Origin of the sequence: Gallaecimonas kandeliae (assembly GCF_030450055.1) — a bacterium.
GTDB lineage: Bacteria > Pseudomonadota > Gammaproteobacteria > Enterobacterales > Gallaecimonadaceae > Gallaecimonas > Gallaecimonas kandeliae.
The window spans coordinates 2,650,408-2,676,555 of record NZ_CP118480.1 but is presented as its reverse complement, the minus strand read 5'-3'; the positions used below and the strand labels follow the sequence as shown (position 1 = coordinate 2,676,555).

23 protein-coding genes are annotated in these 26,148 nt (G+C 58.8%); 16 read left to right on the top strand and 7 right to left on the bottom strand.

Translation table 11 applies throughout. The annotated features are described in order from the left end of the window. Positions 1-54 precede the first annotated feature (54 nt). Complete coding sequence (mltF, locus tag PVT67_RS13265) at positions 55-1,512, bottom strand: membrane-bound lytic murein transglycosylase MltF (RefSeq protein ID WP_301494245.1); 1,458 nt, start codon at positions 1,510-1,512, stop codon at positions 55-57. A gap of 131 nt (positions 1,513-1,643) precedes the next feature. On the opposite strand from mltF, the gene purL reads away from it, so the two are divergent. From purL to PVT67_RS13250, 3 genes are all read left to right on the top strand, one after another. Then, positions 1,644-5,516 (top strand): phosphoribosylformylglycinamidine synthase, encoded by a 3,873-nt coding sequence (gene purL / locus PVT67_RS13260; RefSeq protein WP_301499704.1) that lies wholly within the window; start codon positions 1,644-1,646, stop codon positions 5,514-5,516. A 451-nt stretch (positions 5,517-5,967) separates the two neighbouring features. Next, positions 5,968-6,390, top strand: coding sequence for a Tse2 family ADP-ribosyltransferase toxin (locus PVT67_RS13255; RefSeq protein WP_301494243.1), 423 nt, complete (start codon positions 5,968-5,970; stop codon positions 6,388-6,390). A gap of 53 nt (positions 6,391-6,443) precedes the next feature. Further along, complete coding sequence (locus PVT67_RS13250) at positions 6,444-6,575, top strand: hypothetical protein (protein WP_301494241.1); 132 nt, start codon at positions 6,444-6,446, stop codon at positions 6,573-6,575. On the opposite strand, the gene PVT67_RS13245 is transcribed toward PVT67_RS13250, so the two are convergent. Then, positions 6,559-6,786 carry a hypothetical protein gene (locus PVT67_RS13245; protein WP_301494239.1) on the bottom strand — a complete coding sequence of 76 codons (228 nt, stop codon included), beginning with the start codon at positions 6,784-6,786 and terminating at the stop codon, positions 6,559-6,561. The two genes, PVT67_RS13250 and PVT67_RS13245, sit on opposite strands and share 17 nt — an antisense overlap. A 752-nt stretch (positions 6,787-7,538) precedes the next feature. Between PVT67_RS13245 and PVT67_RS13240 the strand changes: the two genes are divergently transcribed. Beyond that, positions 7,539-8,453, top strand: a complete 915-nt coding sequence (locus PVT67_RS13240) for an IS5 family transposase (RefSeq protein WP_301494219.1) — start codon at positions 7,539-7,541, stop codon at positions 8,451-8,453. A gap of 133 nt (positions 8,454-8,586) precedes the next feature. Here the strand turns inward: PVT67_RS13240 and PVT67_RS13235 are convergent, their stop codons facing one another. Beyond that, positions 8,587-10,758 (bottom strand): ATP-binding cassette domain-containing protein, encoded by a 2,172-nt coding sequence (locus PVT67_RS13235; RefSeq protein ID WP_301494237.1) that lies wholly within the window; start codon positions 10,756-10,758, stop codon positions 8,587-8,589. Positions 10,759-11,979: 1,221 nt separating this feature from the next. Here PVT67_RS13235 and PVT67_RS13230 point away from each other — a divergent pair. The 4 genes from PVT67_RS13230 to PVT67_RS13215 all read left to right on the top strand — a co-directional run bounded on the left by PVT67_RS13230 (position 11,980) and on the right by PVT67_RS13215 (position 14,919). Further along, positions 11,980-12,324 carry a RidA family protein gene (locus PVT67_RS13230; RefSeq protein WP_301494235.1) on the top strand — a complete coding sequence of 115 codons (345 nt, stop codon included), beginning with the start codon at positions 11,980-11,982 and terminating at the stop codon, positions 12,322-12,324. A gap of 119 nt (positions 12,325-12,443) precedes the next feature. Further along, positions 12,444-13,397: a hypothetical protein gene (locus PVT67_RS13225; RefSeq protein ID WP_301494233.1), complete on the top strand. Its 954-nt coding sequence runs from the start codon at positions 12,444-12,446 to the stop codon at positions 13,395-13,397. Next, positions 13,394-13,936 (top strand): hypothetical protein, encoded by a 543-nt coding sequence (locus PVT67_RS13220; protein WP_301494230.1) that lies wholly within the window; start codon positions 13,394-13,396, stop codon positions 13,934-13,936. The genes PVT67_RS13225 and PVT67_RS13220 overlap by 4 nt, the downstream gene beginning before the upstream one ends. Positions 13,937-14,544: 608 nt before the next feature. Beyond that, positions 14,545-14,919 carry a RidA family protein gene (locus PVT67_RS13215; protein ID WP_301494228.1) on the top strand — a complete coding sequence of 125 codons (375 nt, stop codon included), beginning with the start codon at positions 14,545-14,547 and terminating at the stop codon, positions 14,917-14,919. 157 nt (positions 14,920-15,076) lie between these two features. Here the strand turns inward: PVT67_RS13215 and PVT67_RS13210 are convergent, their stop codons facing one another. Continuing rightward, on the bottom strand, positions 15,077-15,814 hold the full coding sequence (locus tag PVT67_RS13210; protein ID WP_301494226.1) for a hypothetical protein: 738 nt from the start codon (positions 15,812-15,814) through the stop codon (positions 15,077-15,079). 219 nt (positions 15,815-16,033) lie between these two features. Here PVT67_RS13210 and PVT67_RS13205 point away from each other — a divergent pair, with 219 nt between their 5' ends. Next, positions 16,034-16,486, top strand: a complete 453-nt coding sequence (locus PVT67_RS13205) for a hypothetical protein (protein WP_301494224.1) — start codon at positions 16,034-16,036, stop codon at positions 16,484-16,486. 29 nt (positions 16,487-16,515) lie between these two features. Further along, positions 16,516-17,307 carry a peptidoglycan-binding protein gene (locus PVT67_RS13200; RefSeq protein ID WP_301494221.1) on the top strand — a complete coding sequence of 264 codons (792 nt, stop codon included), beginning with the start codon at positions 16,516-16,518 and terminating at the stop codon, positions 17,305-17,307. An 87-nt stretch (positions 17,308-17,394) separates the two neighbouring features. On the opposite strand, the gene PVT67_RS13195 is transcribed toward PVT67_RS13200, so the two are convergent. Further along, positions 17,395-18,309 (bottom strand): IS5 family transposase, encoded by a 915-nt coding sequence (locus tag PVT67_RS13195; protein ID WP_301494219.1) that lies wholly within the window; start codon positions 18,307-18,309, stop codon positions 17,395-17,397. An 85-nt stretch (positions 18,310-18,394) separates the two neighbouring features. Here PVT67_RS13195 and PVT67_RS13190 point away from each other — a divergent pair, with 85 nt between their 5' ends. Together PVT67_RS13190 and PVT67_RS13185 are read left to right on the top strand one after the other, a co-directional pair. Then, positions 18,395-18,937, top strand: coding sequence for a hypothetical protein (locus PVT67_RS13190; protein WP_301494214.1), 543 nt, complete (start codon positions 18,395-18,397; stop codon positions 18,935-18,937). Positions 18,938-18,968: 31 nt separating this feature from the next. After that, the gene (locus tag PVT67_RS13185; protein WP_301494212.1) at positions 18,969-19,514 is read left to right on the top strand and encodes a hypothetical protein; all 546 of its coding nucleotides are present in this window, start codon (positions 18,969-18,971) and stop codon (positions 19,512-19,514) included. Between the two features lie 397 nt (positions 19,515-19,911). Here the strand turns inward: PVT67_RS13185 and PVT67_RS13180 are convergent, their stop codons facing one another. Then, positions 19,912-20,643 carry a CDP-diacylglycerol diphosphatase gene (locus PVT67_RS13180; protein ID WP_301494210.1) on the bottom strand — a complete coding sequence of 244 codons (732 nt, stop codon included), beginning with the start codon at positions 20,641-20,643 and terminating at the stop codon, positions 19,912-19,914. Between the two features lie 229 nt (positions 20,644-20,872). Here PVT67_RS13180 and rstA point away from each other — a divergent pair, with 229 nt between their 5' ends. Genes rstA through PVT67_RS13165 form a run of 3 tightly spaced genes read left to right on the top strand, consistent with a single transcriptional unit; the run spans position 20,873 to position 23,242 of the window. Continuing rightward, complete coding sequence (gene rstA, locus PVT67_RS13175; RefSeq protein WP_301494208.1) at positions 20,873-21,574, top strand: two-component system response regulator RstA; 702 nt, start codon at positions 20,873-20,875, stop codon at positions 21,572-21,574. A 32-nt stretch (positions 21,575-21,606) separates the two neighbouring features. Beyond that, the gene (gene rstB / locus PVT67_RS13170; RefSeq protein ID WP_301494206.1) at positions 21,607-22,926 is read left to right on the top strand and encodes a two-component system sensor histidine kinase RstB; all 1,320 of its coding nucleotides are present in this window, start codon (positions 21,607-21,609) and stop codon (positions 22,924-22,926) included. A 49-nt stretch (positions 22,927-22,975) separates the two neighbouring features. Next, positions 22,976-23,242: an acid-shock protein gene (locus PVT67_RS13165; RefSeq protein WP_301494204.1), complete on the top strand. Its 267-nt coding sequence runs from the start codon at positions 22,976-22,978 to the stop codon at positions 23,240-23,242. 589 nt (positions 23,243-23,831) lie between these two features. Here PVT67_RS13165 and PVT67_RS13160 read toward each other — a convergent pair. Then, positions 23,832-24,698 (bottom strand): D-hexose-6-phosphate mutarotase, encoded by an 867-nt coding sequence (locus PVT67_RS13160; RefSeq protein ID WP_301494202.1) that lies wholly within the window; start codon positions 24,696-24,698, stop codon positions 23,832-23,834. Between the two features lie 148 nt (positions 24,699-24,846). Here PVT67_RS13160 and PVT67_RS13155 point away from each other — a divergent pair, with 148 nt between their 5' ends. Beyond that, on the top strand, positions 24,847-26,136 hold the full coding sequence (locus PVT67_RS13155; protein WP_301494200.1) for an MFS transporter: 1,290 nt from the start codon (positions 24,847-24,849) through the stop codon (positions 26,134-26,136). Positions 26,137-26,148 lie beyond the last annotated feature (12 nt).

Below are 26,148 nucleotides of genomic sequence, written 5' to 3'. Positions count from 1 at the left end.
GCCGCCTTTGACGGCTGTTCTTGCCATCATAAATAAGGCCTTTCCAACGGATTTTCAATCCTGGGGTGCGACCTGGCTTGGGTTTTCGTCAGGGGCCTGGAGGGTGGGCTGGGGGCTGCCTGGGGCGACGTTCTTGTCCGCCAGCTGCTGATCCTGGATCCAGACCAGGGTGTCGTAGTAGCGGCGAATGTTGTCCACGTACTGCACCGGCTCGTCGCCGCGGGCGTAGCCGTGGCGGGTCTGGCTGTACCAGGCCTTCTTGCGCAGCAGCGGCAGGCTGTCCTTGACGTCGGCCCAGGCGTTGGGGTTGCCGCCGCGCTTCTCGGTGATGCGCCGGGCGTCCAGCACATGGCCTTCGCCGACGTTGTAGGCGGCCATGGCGAACCAGACCCGCTCGCTGGCCGGTATGGACTCGGGCATGCGGTCATAGAGCTGGTGCAGGTAACTGGCGCCGCCGCGGATCGACTGGGCCGGATCCAGGCGGTTGTCGATGCCGAGCAGGTCGGCCGTGTCCAGGGTCAGCATCATCAGGCCCCGCACCCCTGTCACCGAGGTGGCGTTGGGGTTCCAGTGGGACTCCTGGTAGCTCATGGCCGCCAGCAGGCGCCAGTCGAAGTCCCCGGCGTATTTCTCGAAGCTCGGCTGGAAGCGGGGCAGCTTGCGGTCCACGGCGCGGATGAAGGAGCGGGTGTCCACGTAGTCGAAGGTGCGGACATGGCCGTAGTACTTTTCCTCGAGCCGGGCTATGACCCCGGACTGGCTCATCTCCCCGAAGAACTCGATAAGGGCGGCGTAGAGGCTGTCGTCGTTGGTCTTGGGGAAGGCCCAGGCCACCGGTTGTTCCTCGGCGACGGTGAAGCCCACCATCAGGTCCGGATAGTAGCGGCGGTTCAGGGCCAGGTTGTTGGAATCGGCCACAGTGTAATCGAGATGCCCGGCCAGCACCTGCTGCAGCAGTTCGTCCGAGTCCATGTCGGAGGTCTCGGTCCACTTGAGGTTGGGGTGGCTTTTGGCCACCTGGGCCAGGCGCTCGGCGTGGGCCGAGTAGGCCATCACCATCAGGCTGCCGTTGAGGTCGTCGAAATCGCGGGGCCTGGGGCTGCCGCGCTTATAGACCAGCTTCTGGCTCACCGCCTGGTAGGCGGGGGCGAAGCGGAAATGCTTGCGCCGCTCAGGGGTGACGGTGAGGCCTGCGGCCAGCAGGTCGTACTGGCCCTTCTCGAGCTTGGGAAAGAGTTCGGACAGGGAATAGCTGGGATCTATGACCAGTTTCACCCCCAGGTAGTCGGCGAACATGGCGGCCAGCTCGTAGTCGAGGCCCGCCGGGCCGTCGGCCCCTTCGTAATAGGTGGTATCGGAAAAGCGCGTGCCGACGCGGAGCTCACCCCTGGCGAGGATGCTCTCAAGCTGGTTGCTGGGCGCCTGGGGTTGGGGACTGGCGTCCTGGCAGGCGGCAAGCAGCAGCGCCAGCGACACCAGAAAAAGGCGCCATGGGCTCGTTATTCTGGTCATGTGCTGGCGTTTATATCAGAAAGTCGCGAAAGCGCGAAATCTGGCCGACAGTCCCGATGGGAAAGCAAACGTTTTTCCTCTATAATGCGGCGCCCGAGAAATTCCTCGTTCTGCCCAGGTGACCCATGCCCATTCAAATCCTGCGAGGCGCTCCCGCCCTGTCCGAATTTCGACTGGAAAAGCTCCTTGCTGCCTGCCACGGTGCCAAGCTTCCGGTAAACCAGATTGCGACCTGCTTCGTGCACTTTGCCGAGCTGGCCGAGCCCCTGACCGACGACGAGCAGCACAGGCTCGAAAAATTGCTGACCTACGGCCCCCGCCTGGCGGCAGCCGAGCTGGCAGGCCAGGAATTCATCGTGGTGCCCCGTCTGGGTACCATATCCCCCTGGTCGTCCAAGGCCACCGATATCGCTCATAACTGTGATCTGGCCAAGATCAAACGCCTGGAGCGGGGCGTCCGCTTCCAACTGGATGTCAGCCTGAGCGACGCCGACGCCAAGATCTTCAAGGCCCTCATCCACGACCGCATGGTCGAGGCCGTGCTGGCCGGCGAGAGCGAAGGGGAGAAGCTGTTCAAGAAGGCCGAGCCCGGCCACCTGGCCAGCGTCGACATCCTGGGGGAGGGCAAAGCGGCCCTCGAGAGCGCCAACCAGCGCATGGGCCTGGCCCTGGCCGACGACGAAATCGACTACCTGGTAGAGAACTTCAAGGCCCTGGGGCGTAACCCCAACGACATCGAACTCTACATGTTCGCCCAGGCCAACTCCGAGCACTGCCGCCACAAGATCTTCAACGCCGACTGGACCATAGACGGCCAGGCGCAGCCCAAGTCCCTGTTCAAGATGATCAAGAACACCTTCGAGCAGACCCCGGACTATGTGCTCAGCGCCTACAAGGACAACGCCGCCGTCATGACCGGCTCCACCGCCGGCCGCTTCTTCCCCGACGCCGCCAGCCGCGAGTACCAGTACCACCTGGAGCCGATCCACATCCTGATGAAGGTGGAGACCCACAACCACCCCACCGCCATCTCCCCCTTCCCGGGCGCCGCCACCGGTTCCGGCGGCGAGATCCGTGACGAAGGCGCCACCGGCGTCGGCGCCAAGCCCAAGGCGGGCCTGACCGGCTTCACCGTCTCCAACCTGCGTATCCCAGGCTTCGAGCAGCCCTGGGAGCAGGATTTCGGCAAGCCCAGCCGTATCGTCACGGCCCTGGACATCATGCTGGACGGCCCCCTCGGCGGCGCCGCCTTCAACAACGAATTCGGCCGCCCGGCCCTGCTGGGTTACTTCCGTACCTATGAAGAGGAAGTGAACTCCTTCAACGGCCTGGAAGTGCGCGGCTACCACAAGCCGATCATGATCGCCGGCGGCCTTGGCAACATCCGTGAGGACCACGTCCAGAAGGGCGAGATCCCGGTGGGCGCCAAGCTGATCGTCCTCGGCGGCCCGGCCATGAACATCGGCCTCGGTGGCGGCGCGGCCTCATCCATGGCCTCCGGCCAGTCCGACGAGGACCTGGATTTCGCCTCTGTGCAGCGTGACAACGCCGAAATAGAGCGCCGTTGCCAGGAAGTGATCGACCGCTGCTGGCAGCTGGGCGGTGCCAACCCCATCTGCTTCATCCACGATGTGGGTGCCGGCGGCCTCTCCAATGCCTTCCCCGAGCTGGTCAACGACGGTGAGCGCGGCGGCGACTTCGAGCTGCGCAATGTCCCCAACGACGAGCCCGGCATGAGCCCCCTGGAGATCTGGTGTAACGAATCCCAGGAGCGCTACGTGCTGGCCGTGCCGGCCGAGAAGCTGGCCCTGTTCGGCGCCATCTGCGAGCGTGAGCGCGCCCCCTACGCCGTCGTGGGTACCGCCACCGCCGAGAAGACCCTCAAACTCAGCGACAGGCATTTCGGCAACGACCCCATAGACCTGCCGCTGTCCGTGCTGCTGGGCAAGCCGCCCAAGATGCACCGCGACGTCGAGAGCCGCAGCGCCGAAGGCAACGAGCTCAGGTTCGACATAGAGGTGCGCGAGGCGGCCGAGCGCCTGCTGCGCCTGCCCACCATCGCCGAGAAGACCTTCCTCATCACCATAGGTGACCGCACCGTCGGCGGCCTTACCGCCCGTGACCAGATGGTCGGCCCCTGGCAGGTGCCGGTGGCGGACTGCGCCGTCACCGCCGCCAGCTTCGACAGCTATTTTGGCGAGGCCATGGCCATGGGCGAGCGCACCCCTGTTGCGCTCTTGAACCACGCCGCCTCCGCCCGCCTGGCCGTGGCCGAAAGCTTGACCAACATCGCCGCCGCCGCCATCGGCGATCTGAAGCGCATCAAGCTTTCCGCCAACTGGATGGCCGCCGCCGGCCACCCCGGCGAAGACGCCGGCCTCTACGCCGCCGTCAAGGCCGTGGGCGAAGAGCTGTGCCCGGCGCTGGGCATCACCATCCCCGTCGGCAAGGACTCCATGTCCATGAAGACCCAGTGGGACGACAAGAGCGTCACGGCGCCCCTGTCCCTCGTCATCACCGCCTTTGCCCGGGTCGAGGACGTGCGTTCCACCCTGACCCCGCAGCTGCGCACCGACAAGGGCGCGACCCGCCTGCTGCTCATCGACCTCGGTGCCGGCAAGCAGCGCCTGGGCGGCTCCTGCCTGGCCCAGGTCACCCGCCAGCTGGGTACAGAGACCCCGGATCTCGACGACGTGGCGACCTTCAAGGCCTTCTTCGAGGCCATCCAGGCCCTGAACCTGGACGGCAAGCTGCTGGCCTACCACGACCGCTCCGACGGTGGCCTCTTCGTCACCGCCGCCGAGATGGCCTTCGCCGGCCACTGCGGCATCGACCTCGACATCAGCAGCCTCGGCGGCGACGCCATGTCGGCGCTCTTCAACGAAGAGCTGGGCGCCCTGGTCCAGGTCCGCGAGAGCGACCTCGAGGCCGTCATGGCCCTGTTCGCGGCCAAGGGCATCCAGGCTCTGGTGCACGACATCGGTACCTTGAGCGGCAACGACAGCATCCGCATCAGCAAGGACGGTGCCGAGGTGCTGGCCGCCGCCCGCGGCGAGCTGCGCGCCATCTGGGCCGAGACCAGCTACCAGATGCAGAAGCGCCGCGACAACCCCGTCTGCGCCGAGGAAGAGTTCGCCCACAAGCAGGACGATCAGGACCCCGGCATCAGCCCCGTCGTCACCTTCGACATGGGCGAGGACATAGCAGCGCCTTACATCCTCAAAGGTGCGCGCCCCACTGTGGCCATCCTTCGCGAGCAGGGCGTCAACTCCCACCAGGAGATGGCCGCCGCCTTCACTCGCGCCGGCTTCCGCGCCATAGACGTGCACATGTCCGACATACTGGCCGGCCGCGAAGATCTGACCAAGGTCCAGGGCCTGGCCGCCTGTGGCGGCTTCAGCTACGGTGACGTGCTGGGCGCCGGCGAGGGCTGGGCCAAGTCCATCCTCTTCAACGAGCGCGCCCGTGCCGCCTTCGAGGCCTTCTTCGGCCGCGGCGACACCCTGGCGCTCGGCGTCTGTAACGGCTGCCAGATGATGTCCAACCTCAAGGACATCATCCCCGGCGCCGAGCACTGGTCCCGTTTCGTGACCAACAGATCCGAGCGCTTCGAAGCCCGTTTCGCCACGGTGCGCCTGGAGAAGACCCCCTCGCTCTTCTTTACCGACATGGAAGGCTCCCGCCTGCCCATCGCCGTCAGCCACGGTGAAGGCCGCGCCGAGTTCCGCGATGAGAGCCACTTCCAGGCCCTCGACGGTTCCGGCCTGGTGGCCGCCCGCTACGTGGACAACCTCGGCGAGGTCACGGCCCAGTACCCCCTGAACCCCAACGGTTCGCCGGCCGGTATCGCCGCCCTGACCACCACTGATGGCCGCGTCACCATCATGATGCCGCACCCGGAGCGGGTGCACCGCACCATCGCCAATTCCTGGCACCCCGATGAGTGGGGTGAGAATGGGCCCTGGATGCGGATGTTCCAGAATGCGCGTAAGGTCATCGGCTGACCTTGACCGCCTTCAAAGCAATAAAAAACCCGCTTCGGCGGGTTTTTTATTGGGTGTGTGGGGGAGGGGCGGTGTTCTTTTCGAAGCTGCTTTAAAGCTGATGATTCCTTTATTCGCCGGGTCCCGGCCCGGCAGCCGGGTTACTTTTTTTTCGGAAAAAGTAACCAAAACCACCGCCCCAACGTTACGCGGTGTCCTTACCTCTGGTCGCTTGCCGCTGACCGCTGCGTACGGTTCCCGACGCGTCCTCCGCTCGCTCGACATCCCTGTCTCGCGTCAGCTCACGCTCCCGACGGTAAGGCGCTCCACTTAAAGGGGCTCCAAGGGCAGGCAGCTTCGGATAATTCTGCTGTCGATTTAGTAATAGGCAGATAAGGGATTAGGGTTTCGGCATGGGTCCTTCTATGAGTTGGTTAATCGAGAATAATCAACCGAGTGACAGGAGGTCGTCATGCATACACCAGTAGAGTTTTACGTAACATTACCTGCCGATTTATTCCGCTCTGGTACCAAATCAAAAGCCAAGTTTGACTACATTCGGACTATGCCGCCAAGGACTGATGATCAGACTTGGGATATTCGGATCTATGACAAAAATGGAGTTCAGTTCGTTGATGCAAGGTCAGGGGGACTGTCTCTCTTTAACTATCGCAATCCACGTTTTGGCAACTTCTGGTGGAAGCTGCCTAAGGGGACTAAGGTACCGTCAGGGCTACATATATCGCTCGACGACGGTGGACGGGATGGCAAGCATCACTTCACTGTGAGGCCCCTGATGGATATGGCGCTGACGACTTTCATAGAAAAGCTGAAAGCCCTAGAATCACAAGCTATTCCAAGCTTTTTAAGTGCTTCGAACGAGAAGGCCAGCTGATGAAACTGACACCGCCAGAATTGAGGATGTTGAGACTCTGCGTGAAGAAGGTCATGCAGCTGGACGAAGCCCGTTTGAAGTCGTTGGATGATGAGTCTGACGCATATGTAGAACTGAGCAACGATCTGATGCTGATGGATACTCTTGTGAGCAAGCTGGAGCATGAGATCAAAGAGCCATCTTGATATTGCTCCGAGCCAGAACGCCAGGAAGTCTATTGGCTAACGCCTTGGGACGATAAAAAACTGCTTCGGCGGGTTTTTTATTGGGTGAGATGGGAAAAACTGCTGTTCTTTTCGAGGCTGCTTTAAAGCGGAGAATTCCTTTATTCGCCGGTTCGCGCACCGGCGGGGCTGCCCAGGCAAAACCATTGCCCTGCGTACTCAGACCATCCATGGTCTTCGCCCTTCGGGCCATCGCAAGCGATGTTCAAACCTGTTCCAGACAGCTTTGTCGCTTATTCTTCGCCTCTGGTCGTTCCCAGGCCACCGGCTCATACGTGCTCCCGGCACGTACTCACCTGCACCTGGGCGGCCCCCTGCCATCCTGTCTCGGTTGTCCTTCCACGTCAGTTCGCGGACAAGCCGCTCTCGTTCGCCAGCTAAAATCAGTCCGCCGGACTGATTTCTTAACGCGCTCACCCCGTCAGCTCAGCGCTGCACTTAACGGGCTCCGGGGCCTTACCAGCAGGACTTGAGAGGTTTGAAAGGCCGCAGCTCCATTGCATCGCTGGCAAGTGCATGATTTTTAATAAAATTGAAAGTGGGTGTCCCATTTAGTGTTCTTTTCGAGGCTGATTTGAGCCATATAGTTCCGTTGTACGCCGGTTCTCGCACCGGCGGGCGAGGCACTTTGTTTTCGCACAAAGTGCCCAAAGGCACCGCCCACGTTACGCTTAATCTTCGCCTCTGGTCGTTCCCAGGCCACCGGTTCATACGCGCTCCCGGCACGTATTCACCTGCCTCGACGTCCTGTCTCGGCTGTCCTTCCACTCCCGCCGTCTCAGCGCTTCACTTAACGGGCTCCGCGGCCTCACCAGCAGGAGTTGAGAGGTTTGAAAGGCCGCAGCTCGGCGTTGTTTCCCAAATCCGGTGAACCAATCCGCCTGACTGTGATCCGATCCCCGACGTATCGATGGGGAACAGCAGATGGGTCAGGCTAAACGCACTATCACCAATTGGGCAGACTACAACCGCGCCTTGGTTAACCGAGGCTCATTAACCTTCTGGATGGATGAAGCGGCTACCCGCCATTGGCATTGCCAACAGCATCACGGCGGTCGGGGTCGTGGTTTCGAATACAGCGACACCGCCATCGAGACAGCGCTGATGCTCAAGGGCCTGTTCGACCTGCCGCTGCGTGCCTTGGAAGGCTTTATCAACTCGCTATTCCAGTTGATGGAACTGCCGTTGACCTCGCCCAGTTACAGCTGCATCAGCAAGCGCGCCAAGACGGTCAACATCCGCTACCGCCTGCCCAGCAAGGGCCCAGTTGCCCACCTGGTTATCGACGCCACCGGGCTCAAGGTCTATGGCGAAGGCGAGTGGAAGCAACGCAAGTACGGCAAGGAGAAGCGCCGTGTCTGGCGCAAGCTACACCTGGCCGTCGATGCGCAGACCCATGAGGCTATCGCCGCCGAAGTCAGCCTGGAAAACGTCGGTGATAGCGAGGTACTGCCCGGCCTGCTCAATCCTCTGCGCCGCCGTATCGACCAAGTCAGCGCCGACGGGGCTTACGACAGCAGAGCCTGCCACCGGCTACTGCAAAGAAAAGGCGCCAAAGCCAGCATCCCGCCTCGCAAGACAGCGGGGTACTGGGAGCAAGGTCACCCAAGGAACGAGGCAGTGGCGGCGCTGAAAGCCGGGCAACTGGCCGAGTGGAAAAGGGAAAGCGGCTATCACCAACGCTCAAAAGCGGAAACGGCTATGTCGCGATACAAGCAGCTCATCAGCCCGAAGCTGAGTCTGCGCGACTACAACGGCCAAGTGGCAGAGGCTTTGGCTGGGGTGAAGGTGATGAACAAAATGCTGGGCCTCGGCATGCCTGTTCGCCAGGTCAGTTAAGGGCAGCAAGCCCTTTAGGAGCAGGCTTTCCAGGCTCTGATTTGATCAACAACGCCCCGCAGCTCCGTTGCATTGCTGGCAAGTGCATGATTTTTAATAAAATTGAAAGTGGGTGTCCCATTTAGTGCCCCGATTAGCTTGGCAGTTTTGAAATGTCTGAATACAGCCGATATAAGCGATGGGCTGACATATCCAGGATAGGCTCGTACATGAACGAGTTGAGGTGAATATTCTCTGGAGTCATCAGGTTTACCTGGTCCAACAAGCTTATAGTTTCTTCATCACCTAGTCGGTCCTCCACATATCGATCAAAGAGTGCCCGTGTCTGATTGGATGTTATGGACTTAACAAAGTCATCGTCGCCGATGCTGTTAATCATGAATTCTTCAGCCTTAATTCTAATCGCCATGGCCAAAATGACTTTGCATTCAAGTTCGGGAGAGTCATTGCTGGCAGCAGTGAGTTCGTCGCTATATTTTAGGATTTTATCAAAAATGCGTTCGTCACCATTCGGGATTACGATCTCTGATAGATCTGTGAATATATTACGGTATACTTCCTGTAAGTGAATTAATTTCATTTCTCTGGTGTCTTCTTTTAAATGCAGCAATGATGTGAGAGTGTTGAAATGATCGTCATGGCCACAATAGTCAGCTATGTTTCTGGCAAATGGTATACTAGCGAGCATATAGCTTTCATTGGTATGTAGTTCTTGCTTCCATGCTTTGAAAACATCGTTCTGATACTTTTCTTTTACAATTTTTATGCTGTCCGGCGACTTTATCGCCATTAGCCGATTGTTTCTTTTTGCACCCAACCTGCTGCTAATAATTCTGTGGAAGTCAAAGTTGTGAGTAAGTAGCAGTAGGTGGAAATTCTCGAACTTGGAAATGTCTCTCAAATATTCAACAATTGCATACTTATTTTTATAGTCAAAAGAATCAGCTATATCATCAATGATAAGAAGAATGGGGTGAGTGACCTGTTTCCGTATCTCTATTTCAAATAGAATGTTAAGTATATAAAGCGCTCGCTTTTCCCCTTGGCTTAGAGCCTCAATAAGGCTCGATTGTTTTACCTGCTTAATTTCTCCTCTACCGTCGTCGAAATCAAATTTTATCGCAGGTGCAGCGCTGTTAAGGATAACTTCATCTTGGTTTTCGATACTTAGTTTGAATGGAACGCTGAAACGTTTGTTGAAAGTATTGACGACCGTTTCCCATGTGGTCTTCTGTTGCCGGGCTTGGACAGTAATCTCTTCGACAATGGTTTTGTTTTGCTTATAGGTGTCAACCAAATCATCCCATAATGCCTTTTGTGATTGCAGATAGGCAATGATTATCTTCTGCTTAAATAACGGGATGTCTTTGTACTCAGGGAGAAGATTTTGATGTTCTGTTATAAAGTCTCTAAAAGCTTGAGTGTCTTTTGTCTTGAGCTTGCTATCTACCTTTCCAAATTTTTCTCTTAGCTCAGGGCTTTGTATAATTTTTTCCTGTTCAGTTTTTAATAGCTCGTTTAGCTTTTCATTTGAATCTACTTCTTGTTTTTCACCCCTGATAGTTAGGTTCACACTGTGTGAAGCTTGAAAGAATCCTGATTCGCCTAAGTTTTTAGATATGTCACCGGCCCTTTGATGGTTAAAGGTCTTCGACAAGATTGTAGATTCGCTGATAAGTTTTTCGTAAGTGTCAACGTATTCTTCTAAGTCTTGGCTGAGGCTGCCTGTGGATATTAAGTCAATAACTTTTTGGTTGAAGAGGTCGCCATATTTCAATCCAGATAATTGAGTATAGTCAGGCTGATCTTCCTGTGATATTTCAGTGAGTAGATCGAGAAGGTTTTTTTCTGACCTATTGAATGCATCACATATGATTTCAGGTATGTTTTTAGCTTGCTTGCCAGAGAGCTTTGAGATGGATTTTATTAATGCTGAACGCTTATCATCAACTTCTTTCAGAGCTAAGTCGTATTGCTGTTTGAGTTCCTCATTAACAAGTAATGTTGAAATTTGCTGAGAACTGTAGCTTTCGTTGTATGAGTCAATGACCATGACTTGGCTAGATTCAATATCTGAGTCATTAACTTTTATATCTCTGGTGCTTGCTCGGTCTGGAAATATTAGATCTTTGCTTTCATTGCCGCTTTCTATGTCTTTAAATATTTTGGCTAGCGATGTTTTTAGAGTGCCGTTAGGGGCATAAAGAGAGTTGACGCCATTGTTGGTATCTGATTTTGTTAGATTTATTTCTTTTGTTAAATGGTTGATACCATAGCAGTTCGCTAGCTCTAGGTTTATTTTCATGAATCATCCTTGGAAAATGTTTATGGATTTTTGTAAGTCAATGGTAGCAAAACTCGTAGGGTACGCTAAATAACTGATCGTAATTGTGCTCCACCTTGCGGATACCGTGATCACTGCCAGGGAGCGGTGAAACGTGCACAAGAGTTGTCACATCGTTTTGCATAGGTGATTGCGGTTGGTGGTTTCGAGAGACCCAACGGGACACCTACCTCAAACTCAACAAACTCAACAGGACACCCACTTTGAGTCTTTTTTGATATCAACCTCTTACCAATTATGGGACGAAGCTGCAGATCTTCTTACCTGCATCCACATCCTGTAGGTGAGGCCCTGGAGCCCCTTTTAAGTGGAGCGCCTTACCGCCGGGAGCGTGAGCTGGCGCGAGACAGGGATGTCGAGCGAGCGGAGGACGCGTCGGGAACCGTACGCAGCGGTCAGCGGCAAGCGACCAGAGGTAAGGACACCGCGTAACGTTTGGGGCGGTGCCTTTGGATACTTTGTGCGAAAACAAAGTATCACGCCCGCCGGTGCGGGAACCGGCGAATAAAGGCGCTTGCAGCGCTAAAGCAACCTGGCGGGAAGGCCAATCCTTGAAAGCCGACAAACTGCTACCATTCCTCCACAAAGCAAAAAAACAAACCGGAAACAGCAAGAACTCAAGAGGACACCCATTTTGAGTTTTCAACAATATCAGGTGCTTAGGGAGTTGCTGGGCGAAGCTGCTGCTTGCTCGGGAACAAACACGCTGGGCAGTTTTACTTGGCCACTACACAACTACGGGACGAAGCTGCAGATTGAATCCACATCCTGTAGGTGAGGCCAAGGAGCCCCTTTTAAGTGGAGCGCCTTACCGTCGGGAGCGTGAGCTGGCGCGAGACAGGGATGTCGAGCGAGCGGAGGACGCGTCGGGAACCGTACGCAGCGGTCAGCGGCAAGCGACCAGAGGTAAGGACACCGCGTAACGTTTGGGGCGGTGCCTTTGGATACTTTGTGCGACAAAATCGTCTGGAACGGTTTTGAATATCGGAGCTTGCTATGATAGCCCGAAGGGTGAGGACCATGGATGGTCCGAGTAAAACAAAGTATCACGCCCGCCGGTGCGGGAACCGGCAAATAAAAGCGCTTGCAGCGTTAAAGCAACCTGGCGGGAAGGCCAATCCTTGAAAGCCGACAAACTGCTACCATGCCAGCCAAAGCAAAACCCAAACCGGAAACAGCGGCATGACAATAGAGCGCATCAACCCCTCCCAACGTTGGTCCGACATCACTATCTACAACGGCATCGCCCACTTTGTCGAAGTGCCGGAGTGCGAAGAGACCGACATCGAAAGCCAGACCAAGGCGGTGCTGGCCCAGGCCGAGGCGAGCCTCGCCAAGGCCGGTAGCGACAAGAGCCGCCTGCTGTCGGTGACCATCTATATCACCGACTTTGCCGATGTGGCCGGCCTCAACGCCGTCTGGGATGCCTGGTTCGAACCCGGCACGGCGCCGAGCCGCGCCTGCGTCAAGGTGGAGCTGGCCGACCCGGCCTGGAAACTGGAGATGGCCTTTGTGGCCGCCGTATAAGCATTCTCGCGGATCAGCAGAGTGCATATAAGCACCACTCTTAAATGGCAATGCCTTTTCAGGGGCGGTGCTCCCTGCATTAGGATCGGTCGCGTGATTTCCCTTCAATGGAGGCAAGGATGCCAGCCATCAAAACCCCAGTTGCGCCCAACGGGTTGCAGAACCGCCAACAGTTGCAAAAAGACTTTGCCGAGAACCAGGTCAACATCTACGCCTTCAACGCCCGCGAGCTGACGGCCCTTTGGGCCGGCATCCAGAGGGCCAAGGGCAAGAGCCAAGAGCAAATCGAGGCGGCCTTCCAGAGCCTGACCGCCATGGACATGACGAAGTTCTCCCTGGGAGTGGCGCGTGACTATGGTTCCTCCATTGCAGACAGCAAGGTGCTGGCAGCTCTGGCCATGGACATGAGGCGGGGTGGCAGCATCCTGGGCAAGTACTACTTCAAGACCACCAACGGCCAGACCTATGTGGTCTTCAAAGGCTATGCCGGCCTTCGCAAGATCCTCACTTCCACCCGCTACCTGGCCAGCAACAGCAAAGTGGTGCAGCTGGGGATCACCGGTCAGACCCTGCGCTCCAGCGTCAAGGGCGGCGTCCTGATCACCGTCGTCTTCTCCATCGCTTTCAATACCATCGACTGGATCTTCAAAGAGAATTACCACTGGAGCAACTGGCTGGGCACCTTGGCGACAGATGTAACCAAGGCAGCGATAGCTAGCACTGCGGGTTATTTTGCCGGTGTAGGAGCTGCTGCCGTGAGCACCGTATTGGCGGGAGCTACTGTCGCTGTAGCGCCGCTCATTGCTGGTATTGTCATAGGCATCGCTGTTGGCTACCTGCTTAATCAGTTAGACGCCAATTTTAAAATTACTCAGTCTCTTATCAATGCCCTGGACAGGGCACAAGCGCAGATTAGTCAGAAAGTAGGAGATACCAAACGCGGCCTTCTAGATGGTGTCTATTACATCGTCAGCGAAGCCGGCCAGGTATTGGTTCGCTCGGCCCAGCAATGGACCAATGAACAGATCCGTGGTTTGCTGCGGAGGATAGAGGGATACCCGATATTAAGATGAAGAAAACTCAATCTCCTGTCCGGATCGCCCTGCTGTTTGGCTTCAGTATGTGGCTGGTGGCCGCTTTGTGTTACTGGGTCTACAGCCTTGACCGGGCAAACAGCCAAGAAGCTTTGGCTAGTGGCAGGCAACTCATCATTCATAGCAGTTCCAACGGTTATATACCTGGGGTGCTGTTAGTGCTTTTTACTTTCGGTTGTTATGCCTTTGCCCTTTTGGCGTTACGCCCCGACAAAGGACGAAACAGGAAAGCCGCCGAGTGGGTACAGAAGGTGACGACCTATGTCTCAGTGGCGGGCTTGATACTGGTTTTTGCAGGCCATTCCTGGTTCTCAAATCGCTGGGAGGCCAAAGCCGAGGCCTTGGGTTACCAGCCCTGTCCGTCCCTGACCTTGCTGATCAACCGCATGACCTACCAGGCCTGGACCAAGAACCTCGACCTCTGTTTCGACCCCGAGGTGTCACGCCTGGTGCAGCGGGGCGGGCCTGAAGAGTCCAAGGCAGTGGAAGCCATGCTGGCCCAACGTCGGCGCCCTTGAGTCCCTCAGCCTGCAAACAAAAAGCCCCGCCTTGGCGGGGCTTTTTGTTGCTTCTTCTGCCCGTCAAGCAAGGAACTCAAGAGGACACCCATTTTGAGTTTTCAACAATATCAGGTGCTTAGGTGGCTTCTGGGCGAAGCTGCTGCTTGCTCGGGAACAAACACGCTGGGCAGTTTTACTTGGCCACTACACAACTACGGGACGAAGCTGCAGATTGAATCCACATCCTGTAGGTGAGGCCAAGGAGCCCCTTTTAAGTGGAGCGCCTTACCGTCGGGAGCGTGAGCTGGCGCGAGACAGGGATGTCGAGCGAGCGGAGGACGCGTCGGGAACCGTACGCAGCGGTCAGCGGTAAGCGACCAGAGGTAAGGACACCGCGTAACGTTTGGGGCGGTGCCTTTGGATACTTTGTGCGACAAAATCGTCTGGAACGGTTTTGAATATCGGAGCTTGCTATGATAGCCCGAAGGGTGAGGACCATGGATGGTCCGAGTAAAACAAAGTATCACGCCGGCCGGTGCGGGAACCGGCAAACAAATAGCCCGTGCCCGCAGGGCATATCTATTGCGCTACCATGCCGGCTAGGAAATCCCAGAACGGCAAACAGCATGACCATTCAAAGAATCAACCCCTCCCAACGTTGGTCCGACATCACTATCTACAACGGCATTGCCCACTTCGTCGAAGTGCCGGAGTGCGAAGAGACCGACATCGAAAGCCAGACCAAGGCCGTGCTGGCCCAGGCCGAGGCGAGCCTTGCCAAGGCCGGTAGCGACAAGACCCGGCTGCTGTCGGTGACCATCTATATCACTGACTTTGCCGATGTGGCGGCCATGAACGCCGTCTGGGATGCCTGGTTCGAACCCGGCACGGCGCCGAGCCGCGCCTGCGTCAAGGTGGAGCTGGCCGACCCGGCCTGTAAACTGGAAATGGCCTTTGTGGCCGCAGGAGGACATGCCAGCGATGCATCTGGGCCCAAGTGACACTGAAGGCCAGAGGCTGGAGTGGAGGCGGGGAGGGGCATCAGATGAGGCGGCCTAAAGCGGCATGCGGCCTCACTTGGACACAGACCCCAGGGGGGCAATATCAAAGAGGCCAACCCCAGTCCTCTCAGGGACGGGGGCTGGCCTTGCTAGACGATCACCAATCCCTAGACTTGAAGACTTTGAGCAACTCAAGAGGCGCATTCTTGCTGCGCCGGGTAAGAATAAAGGCATAGCTCGCATCAAAGGAACCGCCCTCGACACTGTTGTTGAGATTGACGACCAGGTCCTCAATGCCGTCACCGTTGTAGTCACCGGTGGCAAGTACCGAGAGGTGCTGTATGCCACCGGAGCCATCGTAGAAGACTGCCTCATGGTCGTTGATCTTATCGACCTTCTTGATCTGGCTGAATGCGTTCCAGCTCTTGGCGGACTTCGCTTTGGCCTTATCCTCATTTGATATCTGCATGCCAAGGGCGGCAGGGGCCAACCTGGCGAAGCTCTCATCCAAGGGCAGCCCCCTGACAAAGGATCCCTGTGCTTCTCCAAGCTTCAACAATTCTTCATTGACTCGGCAGTTCAGGTCGGTGCCAAAGATATGCTGATTGCTTGGGTCGTCTTCACCTTTCATTCCCTTCTTCAGTGCTGCGATCAACGCTTGGCAGTTGTCGACCGTCATTTTTTTCTTTCCATCCTGGTAAAGGTCGAAGGAAAAATCCCATTTTGCGGATTGAAGGGCCGCAACGTCTGCCTTGGAATGGATGCTGAAGGGATCGGGGTAGCGATAATCAGCCAGCTGTGTGCTGATATAACTGGGTGGAAAAGTTGTTGCACAGGCATTCAGGCTGACAAAGAGTGTGACTGGCAGCGCCAGCCTGGTCAGAGGCAGGATCATTCTTCTGCTCCAAGGAGTAGCTGCTTAACGTAGTGGTTTCTATTGGTAAGTCAATGGGATAGTAACTCAACGGGGCCTCGCTTTTAGTTTTTATCTAAATAAGGCATTTGGACTAAGTGGCTGTGCTCTTGTTTATTTCTGTTCATGATTAGGATGCTTTGATAGAAAAGACAGCCGTGATATCTTGTATTTCATCATTCTGGAAGCAAGGAAAGCACAGTGAATGTTAAGTTTATAAGGTATGCCTATATTTGGTGTGGGGTGATGGCCCTTGCCGGCTTGACTGCATGCAGCAGTGCCGCACCTTCTTCATCCTGCCGCTTGGAGCCTGGATTTTCGGCTATTCAAGTCCTCTCCGCCACCGATTTGTTGGATATGGCGTCAATCGCCGATACAGACAAGCCTATAGGGGAAAGCTACAGCAGTGAACTTGGTGGAGCTGTCCTCACGCTTCATATTGATAAAGAAAAGGGCTACCTTGAGCGGATATTTCAAGAGCCTGGGGACGTTGCAGTCCGTCAGCGTTATCAATTAGATTGTATTAGCGACCTTTACCTGAAGGGTAAAACGATATCTGGGAAAGCCGTCAGGGATGGGCTGATATTGTTGGAGGAGCACCCTAATACAGAGGGGATACCAAACGATATTGGTATTTTATACAAGCGAGATTGATTTTAAAAAAGCATAAGGAGATGCGATCTATGAATCAGACATTACGTAAGGGTATGAAAGGGCTGGAAGTGAAAAAGCTTCAGCTGCTTTTAAATGGTCTTTTGAAGCCGTCGCCGAAACTTTTTATCGATGGTGACTTTGGTAATAAGACCCTTGTTGCCGTGAAGCTGTACCAAAAAGAGGCCGAGCTTGTTGTGGATGGTGTCGTTGGTTCGGCCACATGGAAAGCGCTTGCTCACTCTTCTGCAGAGCCGAAAGATAATAGAAATATCGCCACACCATATGTCCAACTGGTAGACATTGCCAAGCAGTACATAGGTGTGAAAGAAACTGGCAATAATAAAATCGGCAAAAGCGAAAAGATGAGAGAAATCTTCGAGGCTGATGACCTCGCTATCAACGGCGAGACAGACGGCTACCCTTGGTGTGCCGCCTTTGTATCGCTATGTGTGCAGAAGTTGTGCAAAAAATCGAGTTATTTCAGTGCGCTGGTGCCGCCGAGGGAACCCTCTGTAAACCGCTTCCTGACGCAGTGGGCGAAACAACAAGGTTGCTTGATTTTTTCTCCTCACAGTAAGACCTATGCTCCCAGAGCCGGAGATATTGTGGTTTTTACCTTCTCCCATATCGGTATTGTGGAAAGCAATAATGGCAAGCTTGTGTCTACGATAGAAGGCAATACCAATGCCGCAGGGAGCCGGGAGGGGGTCTGTGTTGCGAGAAAGAGCCGATCCTTGTCCATAGTGCGCAAGTTCATCCGACTGCCAATGACCACATCGGCCCTGCTTTCAGATATGGAGCGTTTTCTAAGGACCTGTTGATGAAATAAAAGATGACAATGTGGGACTAAGAGGCGTTGTTGATCAAATCAGAGCCTGGAAAGCCTGCTCCTAAAGGGCTTGCTGCCCTTAACTGACCTGGCGAACAGGCATGCCGAGGCCCAGCATTTTGTTCATCACCTTCACCCCAGCCAAAGCCTCTGCCACTTGGCCGTTGTAGTCGCGCAGACTCAGCTTCGGGCTGATGAGCTGCTTGTATCGCGACATAGCCGTTTCCGCTTTTGAGCGTTGGTGATAGCCGCTTTCCCTTTTCCACTCGGCCAGTTGCCCGGCTTTCAGCGCCGCCACTGCCTCGTTCCTTGGGTGACCTTGCTCCCAGTACCCCGCTGTCTTGCGAGGCGGGATGCTGGCTTTGGCGCCTTTTCTTTGCAGTAGCCGGTGGCAGGCTCTGCTGTCGTAAGCCCCGTCGGCGCTGACTTGGTCGATACGGCGGCGCAGAGGATTGAGCAGGCCGGGCAGTACCTCGCTATCACCGACGTTTTCCAGGCTGACTTCGGCGGCGATAGCCTCATGGGTCTGCGCATCGACGGCCAGGTGTAGCTTGCGCCAGACACGGCGCTTCTCCTTGCCGTACTTGCGTTGCTTCCACTCGCCTTCGCCATAGACCTTGAGCCCGGTGGCGTCGATAACCAGGTGGGCAACTGGGCCCTTGCTGGGCAGGCGGTAGCGGATGTTGACCGTCTTGGCGCGCTTGCTGATGCAGCTGTAACTGGGCGAGGTCAACGGCAGTTCCATCAACTGGAATAGCGAGTTGATAAAGCCTTCCAAGGCACGCAGCGGCAGGTCGAACAGGCCCTTGAGCATCAGCGCTGTCTCGATGGCGGTGTCGCTGTATTCGAAACCACGACCCCGACCGCCGTGATGCTGTTGGCAATGCCAATGGCGGGTAGCCGCTTCATCCATCCAGAAGGTTAATGAGCCTCGGTTAACCAAGGCGCGGTTGTAGTCTGCCCAATTGGTGATAGTGCGTTTAGCCTGACCCATCTGCTGTTCCCCATCGATACGTCGGGGATCGGATCACAGTCAGGCGGATTGGTTCACCGGATTTGGGAAACAACGCCGGACTAAGATGGAAAAGCCCCAATCTCCTGTCCGGATCGCCCTGCTGTTTGGCTCCAGCATGTGGTTGCTGACAGCTCTCGCTGCTTGGATGTACCAGTTAGATTATTTGGAAAGCCAGGAAGCTTTTGCCAGCGGCCGGCAGCTGATTGTCCACAGCAGTTCAAGCGGGTACATCCCTGGAGCAGTCCTTGGGACCTTTATCGGTGGGTTTTATGCCTTTGCCCTTTTGGCACTGCGCCCCGATAAAGGACGCAACAGGAAAGCCGCCGAGTGTGTACAGAAGGTGACGACCTATGTCGCCGTAGGGGCGGTAGTGCTGATCTTCGTAGGCCATGCTTGGCTCTCAAACCGCTGGGAGGCCAAAGCCGAGGCCTTGGGTTACCAGCCCTGTCCGCCCCTGACCTTGCTGATCAACCGCATGACCTACCAGGCCTGGACCAAGAACCTCGACCTCTGTTTCGACCCCGATGTATCTCACATAGTGCAGCGGGGCGGGCCTGAAGAGTCCAAGGCAGTGGAAGCCATGCTGGAGCAGAGAAAGGTCAACTAGCCCCTCGGGACTGGTGCCTGCAAAGTGATCCATGAAGAGCAAGTTGAAACTCTTTTTCCTCGCCCTGGGCCTCGGCACTGTCTTCATGCTGCTGGCTGCGGTGGCCTATTGGCTGTGCCTGGACGCCGCAGACGACAACAGCGAGATGTTTGCCAGCGGCAGGCGGCTCATCATCCACAGCAGTTCCAGTGGCTACCTGCCTGGGGTGGTAATGGGGCTCGTGATCTTTGGGCTGTTTTTCCTGTCGGTGATCGCGTTTTTGCCTCTCGACGAGAAGGCGCGCAAGAGAAAGGGCATGAAGTTGCAAAAAGCGGTGGCAGTAGGGGCCATTGCCTCTTTGGTGCTGACCTTTGCCGGTCCTTTCTGGTTCTCCCATAACTGGGAGGCCAAAGCCGAGGCCTTGGGTTACCAGCCCTGTCCGCCCCTGACCTTGCTGATCAACCGCATGACCTACCAGGCCTGGACCAAGAACCTCGACCTCTGTTTCGACCCCGAGGTGTCACGCCTGGTGCAGCGGGGCGGGCCTGAAGAGTCCAAGGCAGTGGAAGCCATGCTGGCCCAACGTCGGCGCCCTTGAGTCCCCTCTACTGGTAAACAAAAAGCCGCCGCCTAGGCGGGGCTTTTTTCGCCGCTCTGATTCTTCAGCCCGTTAAGTGCAGCGCCGAGCCGGCGAGAGCGAAAGGTCAGGCGAGCCAGGAAGGTCGAGGCAGGTGAGTACGCGTCGGGACACGCGTATGAACCGGTGACCTGGTAGCGACCAGAGGCGAGGATAAAGCGAAACGCAGGGCTAATGCTTTTGGGTACTTTTGGCAAAACAAAAGTACCCCGCCTGCCGGTGCGGGAACCGGCAAACAACAAGCCGTGCCGCAGGCACATTATTTGACCTTAGATAGCCTTCATTTATTAGGAACTGCCCAGTTAGAGCAACCAGTGCCTGGTTCACCTGCTCCAAGGCGCAGTCCCGGCTACGAGCCTTATTTCAAAATCGCGCAATCATGATCCTGCAACTCCTCGGCAGAGGCGTTGCTGAAAAGCCCTGCCTTGGTGGCCATCAGCACCAGTTGGCCGGAGGGCAGGGCGGCCATGGCCATGCCGTAGTCGCCCATGCTTTCCCGGGCGCCGGGCACTTCCTTGGCGAGGCGGATAAAGACGCTCTCCTCGGCCAGCTCTTCGGTGCTCAGGGTGCGCAGCAGGTAGTGGTGGCCTGCCAGCCGTGTCTGCCGCCAGGTCTGGCCCAGGCTGGGGGCCTGGCGGTCCAGGGCCGTACGAACTTCGGGCAGCAGGCAGGAGATGTGGACGTGCAGCTGGTTCTGGGTGCGGCCGCGCTCTGAGTTGATGGCGAGGGAGATGGCCTCTTCCGGCACGGCTTTGCCGCGCTTGGCCGCCATCAGGCCCCTGTGCTGCCAGGCCAGGGCGAAGAAGCGGGGCGACGTGGGCTCGAGGAGTTTGGGGCTTTCCATGCCGGTTATCTTGTTGGTGGGCAGCAGCAGGTATTGCAGGTCACCGTGCCTGTCCTTGATGGTCACATAGCCCCTGGCCAGATCCACCTGCTGGCAGGGGGCCGGCTGCTGGTGGTGCTGCTGGTCCGGTACGCACTGCTGGCTGATGAGCTGCCAGAGGGCGTCGGGATTGTGGGTCTGGGCGCAGCCGGCAAAGAGGGCGGCTAAGGCGACGGCGAGGTACCTGGGGCGGAGCAAGACAGACATGGGTCCTTCCTTATGGCCAAAAAAGGCGCGGCCTTGGGCGCGCGTCGCCGCCTATGGTCCGAAAAGCCGGGGCCTGGGTCCAGCGCCCCGTGGTGATTTTGTTAACTTTGCCAGTTCTTTAGCGCCTCTGGCTGCCTAAGAGCGGGGCACGCCTGAAATATTTTCAGAGGGCCATTTCCTTTGCCGGCGGCGGCGTTATGCTGGGCCATCCGTGGTGGCGGGAGTAGCCATGCATCGCATCCTGTTAGTCGAAGACGATCCCGAAATAGGCGCCCTTATCGCCGGCTGGCTTGGCAAGCACGAGATGGAGGTGCTGATAGAGCCGCGGGGCGACCAGGCCCTGGCCAGGACCCTGGCCGAACAGCCCGATCTGGTGCTGCTGGACATACTGTTGCCGGGGCTGGACGGCCTCTCCGTCTGCCGTGCCCTGCGGCCGCGCTTTGCCGGGCCCATAGTGCTGCTCACCTCCCTCGACAGCGACATGAACGAGGTGCTGGGGCTGGAGCTGGGGGCCAACGACTATATCCTCAAGACCACGCCTCCCTCGGTACTGCTGGCCAGGCTCAGGGTGCAGCTGCGCCAACAGGGCAGGCCCAGCGAGGCGGCGGCCCCCAGCCACCAGCGGCTGCAACTGGGCCGGCTGCATATCGACCAGGGGGCGCGCCAGGTGCGGCTGGACGGGGCGCCGGTGGTGCTGTCCACCAGTGACTTTGACCTGCTCTGGGAGTTGGCCAGCCATGCCGGCCAGGTGCTGGGGCGCGACCAGCTGTTTCGCAGCCTCAAGGGCCGCCCCTACGACGGCAGCGACCGCAGCATGGACGTGGCCGTATCCCGGCTGCGCCACAAGCTGGGGGACAGCGCCGAGGCCCCGACCCGCATCAAGACGGTGCGCCAGAAAGGCTACCTGCTGGTGCCCGGCGAATGGGACTGACCGTGGCCCCGCCCACCGGAGGGGCCGCCTGAATGCGCCGCCTCTTCATCCAGTTCTACCTGCTGCTGATGGCCGGCTTCATGGCGGCGGCGCTGCTCATCGGCGCCCTCTACCAGGGCACCGCCGAGCGGGCCAGCAACCGCTACCTCGAAGGGCTGGTGCAGGATTTTCTCGACCGCTTCTCCCAGGAGCTCTCGACCCTGCCCCAGGCCCAGTGGCCGGGACGCATGCAGGATTTCAGCCGCCAGCTGGGGCTTAGCATGCACAGCGCCGCCCTGGCCGGCCAGCCCTTGGGCCAGGCTGACCTCGATTTCCTCACCGAGGGCAATATCGTCATAGTGGAAGACGACGACACCTTCAGGCAGCGGATCCCCGGCACCGAGACGGTGCTGATCGTCGGCCCCGTGCCTTACCTGTCCTTCCAACACGAGCTGCGCTGGTTCAACATCGGCCTCTTGTTGCTGCTGGGGCTGTCCCTGGCGCTGCCGATCCTGCTCTGGCTACGGCCCCACTGGCGGGGCCTGCAGGCCCTGGTGACGGCGGCGCAGCGGCTGGGGGCGGGAGATCTCTCGGCCAGGGCCCGGTTGCCGGCCAAGAGCAGCCTGGCCGAGCTGGGGGCCACCTTCGACCAGATGGCCCAGCGGCTGCAGGCCTCCATCAAGGGCCGCAAGCAGCTCACCGACGCCATCGCCCATGAACTGCGCAGCCCCCTGGTGCGGCTGCGCTACCGCCTGGCCCTGCTGGAGGCCCCGGCGCCGGCCAAGGCCGACTTGGACCGGGATCTCGATGCCCTGGAGCACCTCATCGAGGAGATGCTGAGCTACAGCCGCCTCAGCCAGCCGGAGCTGCCCCTGAACCTGGGCCTGCATGAACTGGGCCCCTGGGCGAGGGGACGCCTGGCCGACTGGCAGGCCCTGGGGCCAGAGCGCAGCCTGCTGCTCGAGGAGCCCAGCGCCCCCCTTTATTGGCAGGGAGATCTGCGGCTGCTGGAGCGGGCCATGGACAACCTGGTGGCCAACGCCCTGCGCCACTGCGCCAGCGAGGTGCGGGTCCGCGTCGAGGAGGCCGGCGGCCAGCTGTTGCTGACCGTCAGCGACGACGGCCCCGGTATCGCCGCCGACCAGGCCGAACGCATCTTCGAGCCCTTCGTGCGCCTCGACCAGAGCCGCGACAGGCGCACCGGCGGCATAGGCCTGGGCCTGGCCATAGTGCGCAGCATAGCCCTGGCCCACGGCGGCGAGGTGATGCTGCTGCCAAGCCCCAAGGGGGCCCGCTTCCGCCTGGCCCTGCCTGTACATTTGGATACAAACCGTCACCAGGGGCTAACGGAAGCGGGCACCCAGACCCCCTAGAATGGGAACCGTTGGAGCCCGGCTCCTACCCACAATCGAGGTTTGTATCATGAAGAAACTGCTTCCCCTGGGCCTGGCTGCCGCCTTCGCCTTCAACAGCATCGCTGCCCTGGCCGCCGACACCAGTGTCCAGACCCCCGCCAAGCCGGCCGCCAGCCAGCAGATGAAAAAGGCCGAGCACACCGCTGCCACCAAGGCCGAGAACAAGGCCAACAAGCACAAGCCCCAGGTCAAGAAGGTGAAGAAGCATCACCACAAGAAGGCCGCCAAGAAAGCCAAGGCAGCCAAGAAGGCCGAGCAGGGCACCAACTCCTAAGCCCGGTGCATTGAAAAACCCCGCCCAGGCGGGGTTTTTTGTTTGGATTTGGCGATGGTGCCGAGCCAACCAGAGCCGAGATAAAGGCGCTTCAGCAGTAGTTTTTCGCAAATCCATGCTGGTCGAAGCTGGAGGCTAGAGGTGATAAAGGCGCAAGTTGAGGAAGGGGCTTTTGGAGCCCTTTTAAGTGGAGCGCCTTACCGCCGGGAGCGTGAGCTGACGCGAGGCAGGACGCCGAGCGAGCGGAGGACGCGTCGGGAACCGTACGTAGCGGTCAGCGGCAAGCGACCAGAGGTAAGGACATCGCGAAACGTCGGGGCGGTGCCTTTGGATACTTTGTGCGAAAACAAAGTATCACGCCCGCCGGTGCGGGAACCGGCAAACGATAAGCCATGCTGCAGGCGTACCGTTGCTTCGAGTTGGGCCTGGGTTGGGAGCCTTCCCTGGCACCCAGCCCGGCTCGCCCATCCAGAGGCTCGCGTGAAGATGCGCGAAGGCGGCGTCTTCGCTTCGGCCCTCACCCATCCATGGGGCCACATTCCGGCCCGCACTTCCTGTGTGCGGGCGCTCACCTGCGCCTGAGCAGTGCTCAGCCTTCTAGGTTCGCCCAGCTGATCTCCGTCACCAGGCTATGTTGCTGGCCAGGGGCCAGGGTGACGGCGTCTTCCCGCACATTGGCCGCTTCCAGGCAGAGCATGGCCTGGTAGCCGTCGTCGGGGAACTGGCCCAGGGCCTTGGCCTTGTCCACCCAGGGGTTCCAGAGCACCAGGCTGGCGCTGCCCTCCCGTTTGACTTCGATGACGCCGTCGCCCGTGTCGATGCGCTGGACGGGGTTGGCGGTCAGGTATTGGCGGTCCACTTCCCTGTCGATGACCACCTCCCCTTGCTGGGGGAGGAGGCCCTGGCCGAATTCCAGGTAGTCGGCACCTTCCAACCCTTGCACCCGCACTTGCTTGATGTCCGCCACCGGGAAGTAGCTGTGCAGGGCCTGGGTCAGGCGAAAGGGTTGGTCGCCCAGGTTGGTGGTGGTCAGGGCCAGGCGGGCGCTCTTGCCCAGCACTAGGCTCAGGCTCAGCTCGCAGGGATGGGGCCAATGGGCGGCGGGGACGGCCTCCATGGGCAGGCTGAGCTGGATAAGCACTTCACCGTCCCTGTCCTCCACGTCGTCCAGCTGCCATTCGCAGCTGCGGGCATAGCCGTGGGCCGGGGCCTCTGGGGTCGGCTTGTCGTTGCCGAACCAGGGCCAGCAGATGGGCACGCCGCCGCGGATGGCACGGCCGCGGGCGAAGTCCTCATCGGGGGACAGCCACAGCAGCGGCCCCTGGCCCTTGGGCTGGAACTGGGCCAGGTGCGCCCCTTGCAGGAAGACCCTGGCCTTGCAGAGGCGGGAGTCGATATCCAGGTAGGCGAGATTGCTGTCGGTGTGGCCGAGGCGGACGGAAGAAGGCAGGCTCATGGTGGCTCCCTTGCCAGAAACGAGGGCCCATTGTGCAAAGGGCAGGGGCCCTCGGCAAGGGGGGCTTGGGCCGCTTGTCCGACGAGCCTGACGGTGGCTTGAAAATCTGTTAGCGTCCAAGGACTTGCCTTAAAACCAGGAAGCCGCCATGGCAACGGAAAGCAAACTGTCCCGCCCCCAGCTCAAGGTGCTGGCCCTCTCCGCCCTGGGGGGCGCCCTGGAGTTCTACGACTTCATCATCTTCGTGTTCTTCGCCAAGGCCATAGGCCAGCTGTTCTTCCCGCCTGAGATGCCCGACTGGCTGCGCCAGTTGCAGACCTTCGGCCTTTTCGCCGCCGGCTACCTGGCCAGGCCCCTGGGGGGCGTCATCCTGGCCCACTTTGGGGATCTGGTGGGGCGCAAGAAGATGTTCACCCTCTCCATCTTCCTGATGTCGGTGCCGACCCTGCTGATCGGCTGCCTGCCCACCTATGGCGACTGGGGGCTCTGGGCGCCGTTGGCGTTGCTCTTTATGCGCATCTTGCAGGGGGCGGCCGTGGGCGGCGAGGTGCCTGGGGCCTGGGTCTTCGTGTCCGAGCACGCCGGGCGCCGCCACCTGGGCCTGGCCTGCGGCAGCCTGACGGCCGGCCTGGTGGGGGGCATACTGCTGGGCTCCTTGATGGCCGTCTTCATCAACGGCCGCTTCGGTGGCGAGCTGCTGACCTGGGCCTGGCGCATCCCCTTCCTGGTGGGGGGCCTGTTCGGGCTCTTTGCCGTCTACCTTCGCCAGTACCTGCACGAGACCCCCGTCTTTGCCGAACTGGAGGCCAAGCGGGCCCTGGCCGCCGAGCTGCCGCTGAAGCTGCTGCTCAGGGGACACAAGGGGCAGGTGCTGCTGGCCATGGCCGTGACCTGGCTGCTGACTGGCGCCGTGGTGGTGGTGATCCTGATGACCCCGACCCTGATCCAGGCTCAGGCCGGCATCGGCGCCGTGGATGCCTTCAGCGCCAACGCCCTGGCGACCCTGGCGGTGATGCTGGGCGCCGTGCTGGCCGGGCACCTGAGCGATCGCCTGGGCCCTGGCCCTGTGCTGGCGGCCTTCAGCCTGCTGCTGGTGGCCAGCTATGGCCTGATGATGACGCTGTTGCCCTTGCATCCCGGCTGGCTCAAGCCCCTCTACGCCTTGGCGGGCTTCGGGGTCGGCATTACCGGGGTGATCCCGGCCATCGCCGTTGCCGCCTTCCCGGCGCCGATCCGCTTCACCGGCCTGTCCTTTTCCTACAACCTGGCCTACGCCATTTTCGGCGGCTTCACCCCCATACTGGTCTCCCTGCTGGTGGCCTGGCACCCCCTTGGGCCTTTGGCCTACCTGGGCGCTTTGGGGCTGATGGGGCTGGGGTTGGGATTTTGGCTGTGGCCTAGGGGCAGGGCCGCCGAGGCTGGGCTAACCTTCAGGTGAAGTTGCCACCGG

What these genes read in the sequence shown, in the direction of transcription:
- PVT67_RS13200 (WP_301494221.1), top strand. Translation starts at nt 16,516, where the DNA reads ATGAATCAGACATTACGTAAGGGTATGAAAGGGCTGGAAGTGAAAAAG.
- PVT67_RS13235 (WP_301494237.1), bottom strand. Translation starts at nt 10,758, where the DNA reads ATGAAAATAAACCTAGAGCTAGCGAACTGCTATGGTATCAACCATTTA.
- PVT67_RS13245 (WP_301494239.1), bottom strand. Translation starts at nt 6,786, where the DNA reads ATGGATGGTCTGAGTACGCAGGGCAATGGTTTTGCCTGGGCAGCCCCG.
- PVT67_RS13165 (WP_301494204.1), top strand. Translation starts at nt 22,976, where the DNA reads ATGAAGAAACTGCTTCCCCTGGGCCTGGCTGCCGCCTTCGCCTTCAAC.
- rstA (WP_301494208.1), top strand. Translation starts at nt 20,873, where the DNA reads ATGCATCGCATCCTGTTAGTCGAAGACGATCCCGAAATAGGCGCCCTT.
- PVT67_RS13160 (WP_301494202.1), bottom strand. Translation starts at nt 24,698, where the DNA reads ATGAGCCTGCCTTCTTCCGTCCGCCTCGGCCACACCGACAGCAATCTC.
- PVT67_RS13240 (WP_301494219.1), top strand. Translation starts at nt 7,539, where the DNA reads ATGGGTCAGGCTAAACGCACTATCACCAATTGGGCAGACTACAACCGC.
- PVT67_RS13195 (WP_301494219.1), bottom strand. Translation starts at nt 18,309, where the DNA reads ATGGGTCAGGCTAAACGCACTATCACCAATTGGGCAGACTACAACCGC.
- PVT67_RS13250 (WP_301494241.1), top strand. Translation starts at nt 6,444, where the DNA reads ATGCAGCTGGACGAAGCCCGTTTGAAGTCGTTGGATGATGAGTCTGAC.
- PVT67_RS13180 (WP_301494210.1), bottom strand. Translation starts at nt 20,643, where the DNA reads ATGTCTGTCTTGCTCCGCCCCAGGTACCTCGCCGTCGCCTTAGCCGCC.
- PVT67_RS13155 (WP_301494200.1), top strand. Translation starts at nt 24,847, where the DNA reads ATGGCAACGGAAAGCAAACTGTCCCGCCCCCAGCTCAAGGTGCTGGCC.
- PVT67_RS13220 (WP_301494230.1), top strand. Translation starts at nt 13,394, where the DNA reads ATGAAGAAAACTCAATCTCCTGTCCGGATCGCCCTGCTGTTTGGCTTC.
- PVT67_RS13185 (WP_301494212.1), top strand. Translation starts at nt 18,969, where the DNA reads ATGAAGAGCAAGTTGAAACTCTTTTTCCTCGCCCTGGGCCTCGGCACT.
- PVT67_RS13210 (WP_301494226.1), bottom strand. Translation starts at nt 15,814, where the DNA reads ATGATCCTGCCTCTGACCAGGCTGGCGCTGCCAGTCACACTCTTTGTC.
- PVT67_RS13225 (WP_301494233.1), top strand. Translation starts at nt 12,444, where the DNA reads ATGCCAGCCATCAAAACCCCAGTTGCGCCCAACGGGTTGCAGAACCGC.
- rstB (WP_301494206.1), top strand. Translation starts at nt 21,607, where the DNA reads ATGCGCCGCCTCTTCATCCAGTTCTACCTGCTGCTGATGGCCGGCTTC.
- PVT67_RS13230 (WP_301494235.1), top strand. Translation starts at nt 11,980, where the DNA reads ATGACAATAGAGCGCATCAACCCCTCCCAACGTTGGTCCGACATCACT.
- PVT67_RS13190 (WP_301494214.1), top strand. Translation starts at nt 18,395, where the DNA reads ATGGAAAAGCCCCAATCTCCTGTCCGGATCGCCCTGCTGTTTGGCTCC.
- PVT67_RS13255 (WP_301494243.1), top strand. Translation starts at nt 5,968, where the DNA reads ATGCATACACCAGTAGAGTTTTACGTAACATTACCTGCCGATTTATTC.
- PVT67_RS13215 (WP_301494228.1), top strand. Translation starts at nt 14,545, where the DNA reads ATGACCATTCAAAGAATCAACCCCTCCCAACGTTGGTCCGACATCACT.
- mltF (WP_301494245.1), bottom strand. Translation starts at nt 1,512, where the DNA reads ATGACCAGAATAACGAGCCCATGGCGCCTTTTTCTGGTGTCGCTGGCG.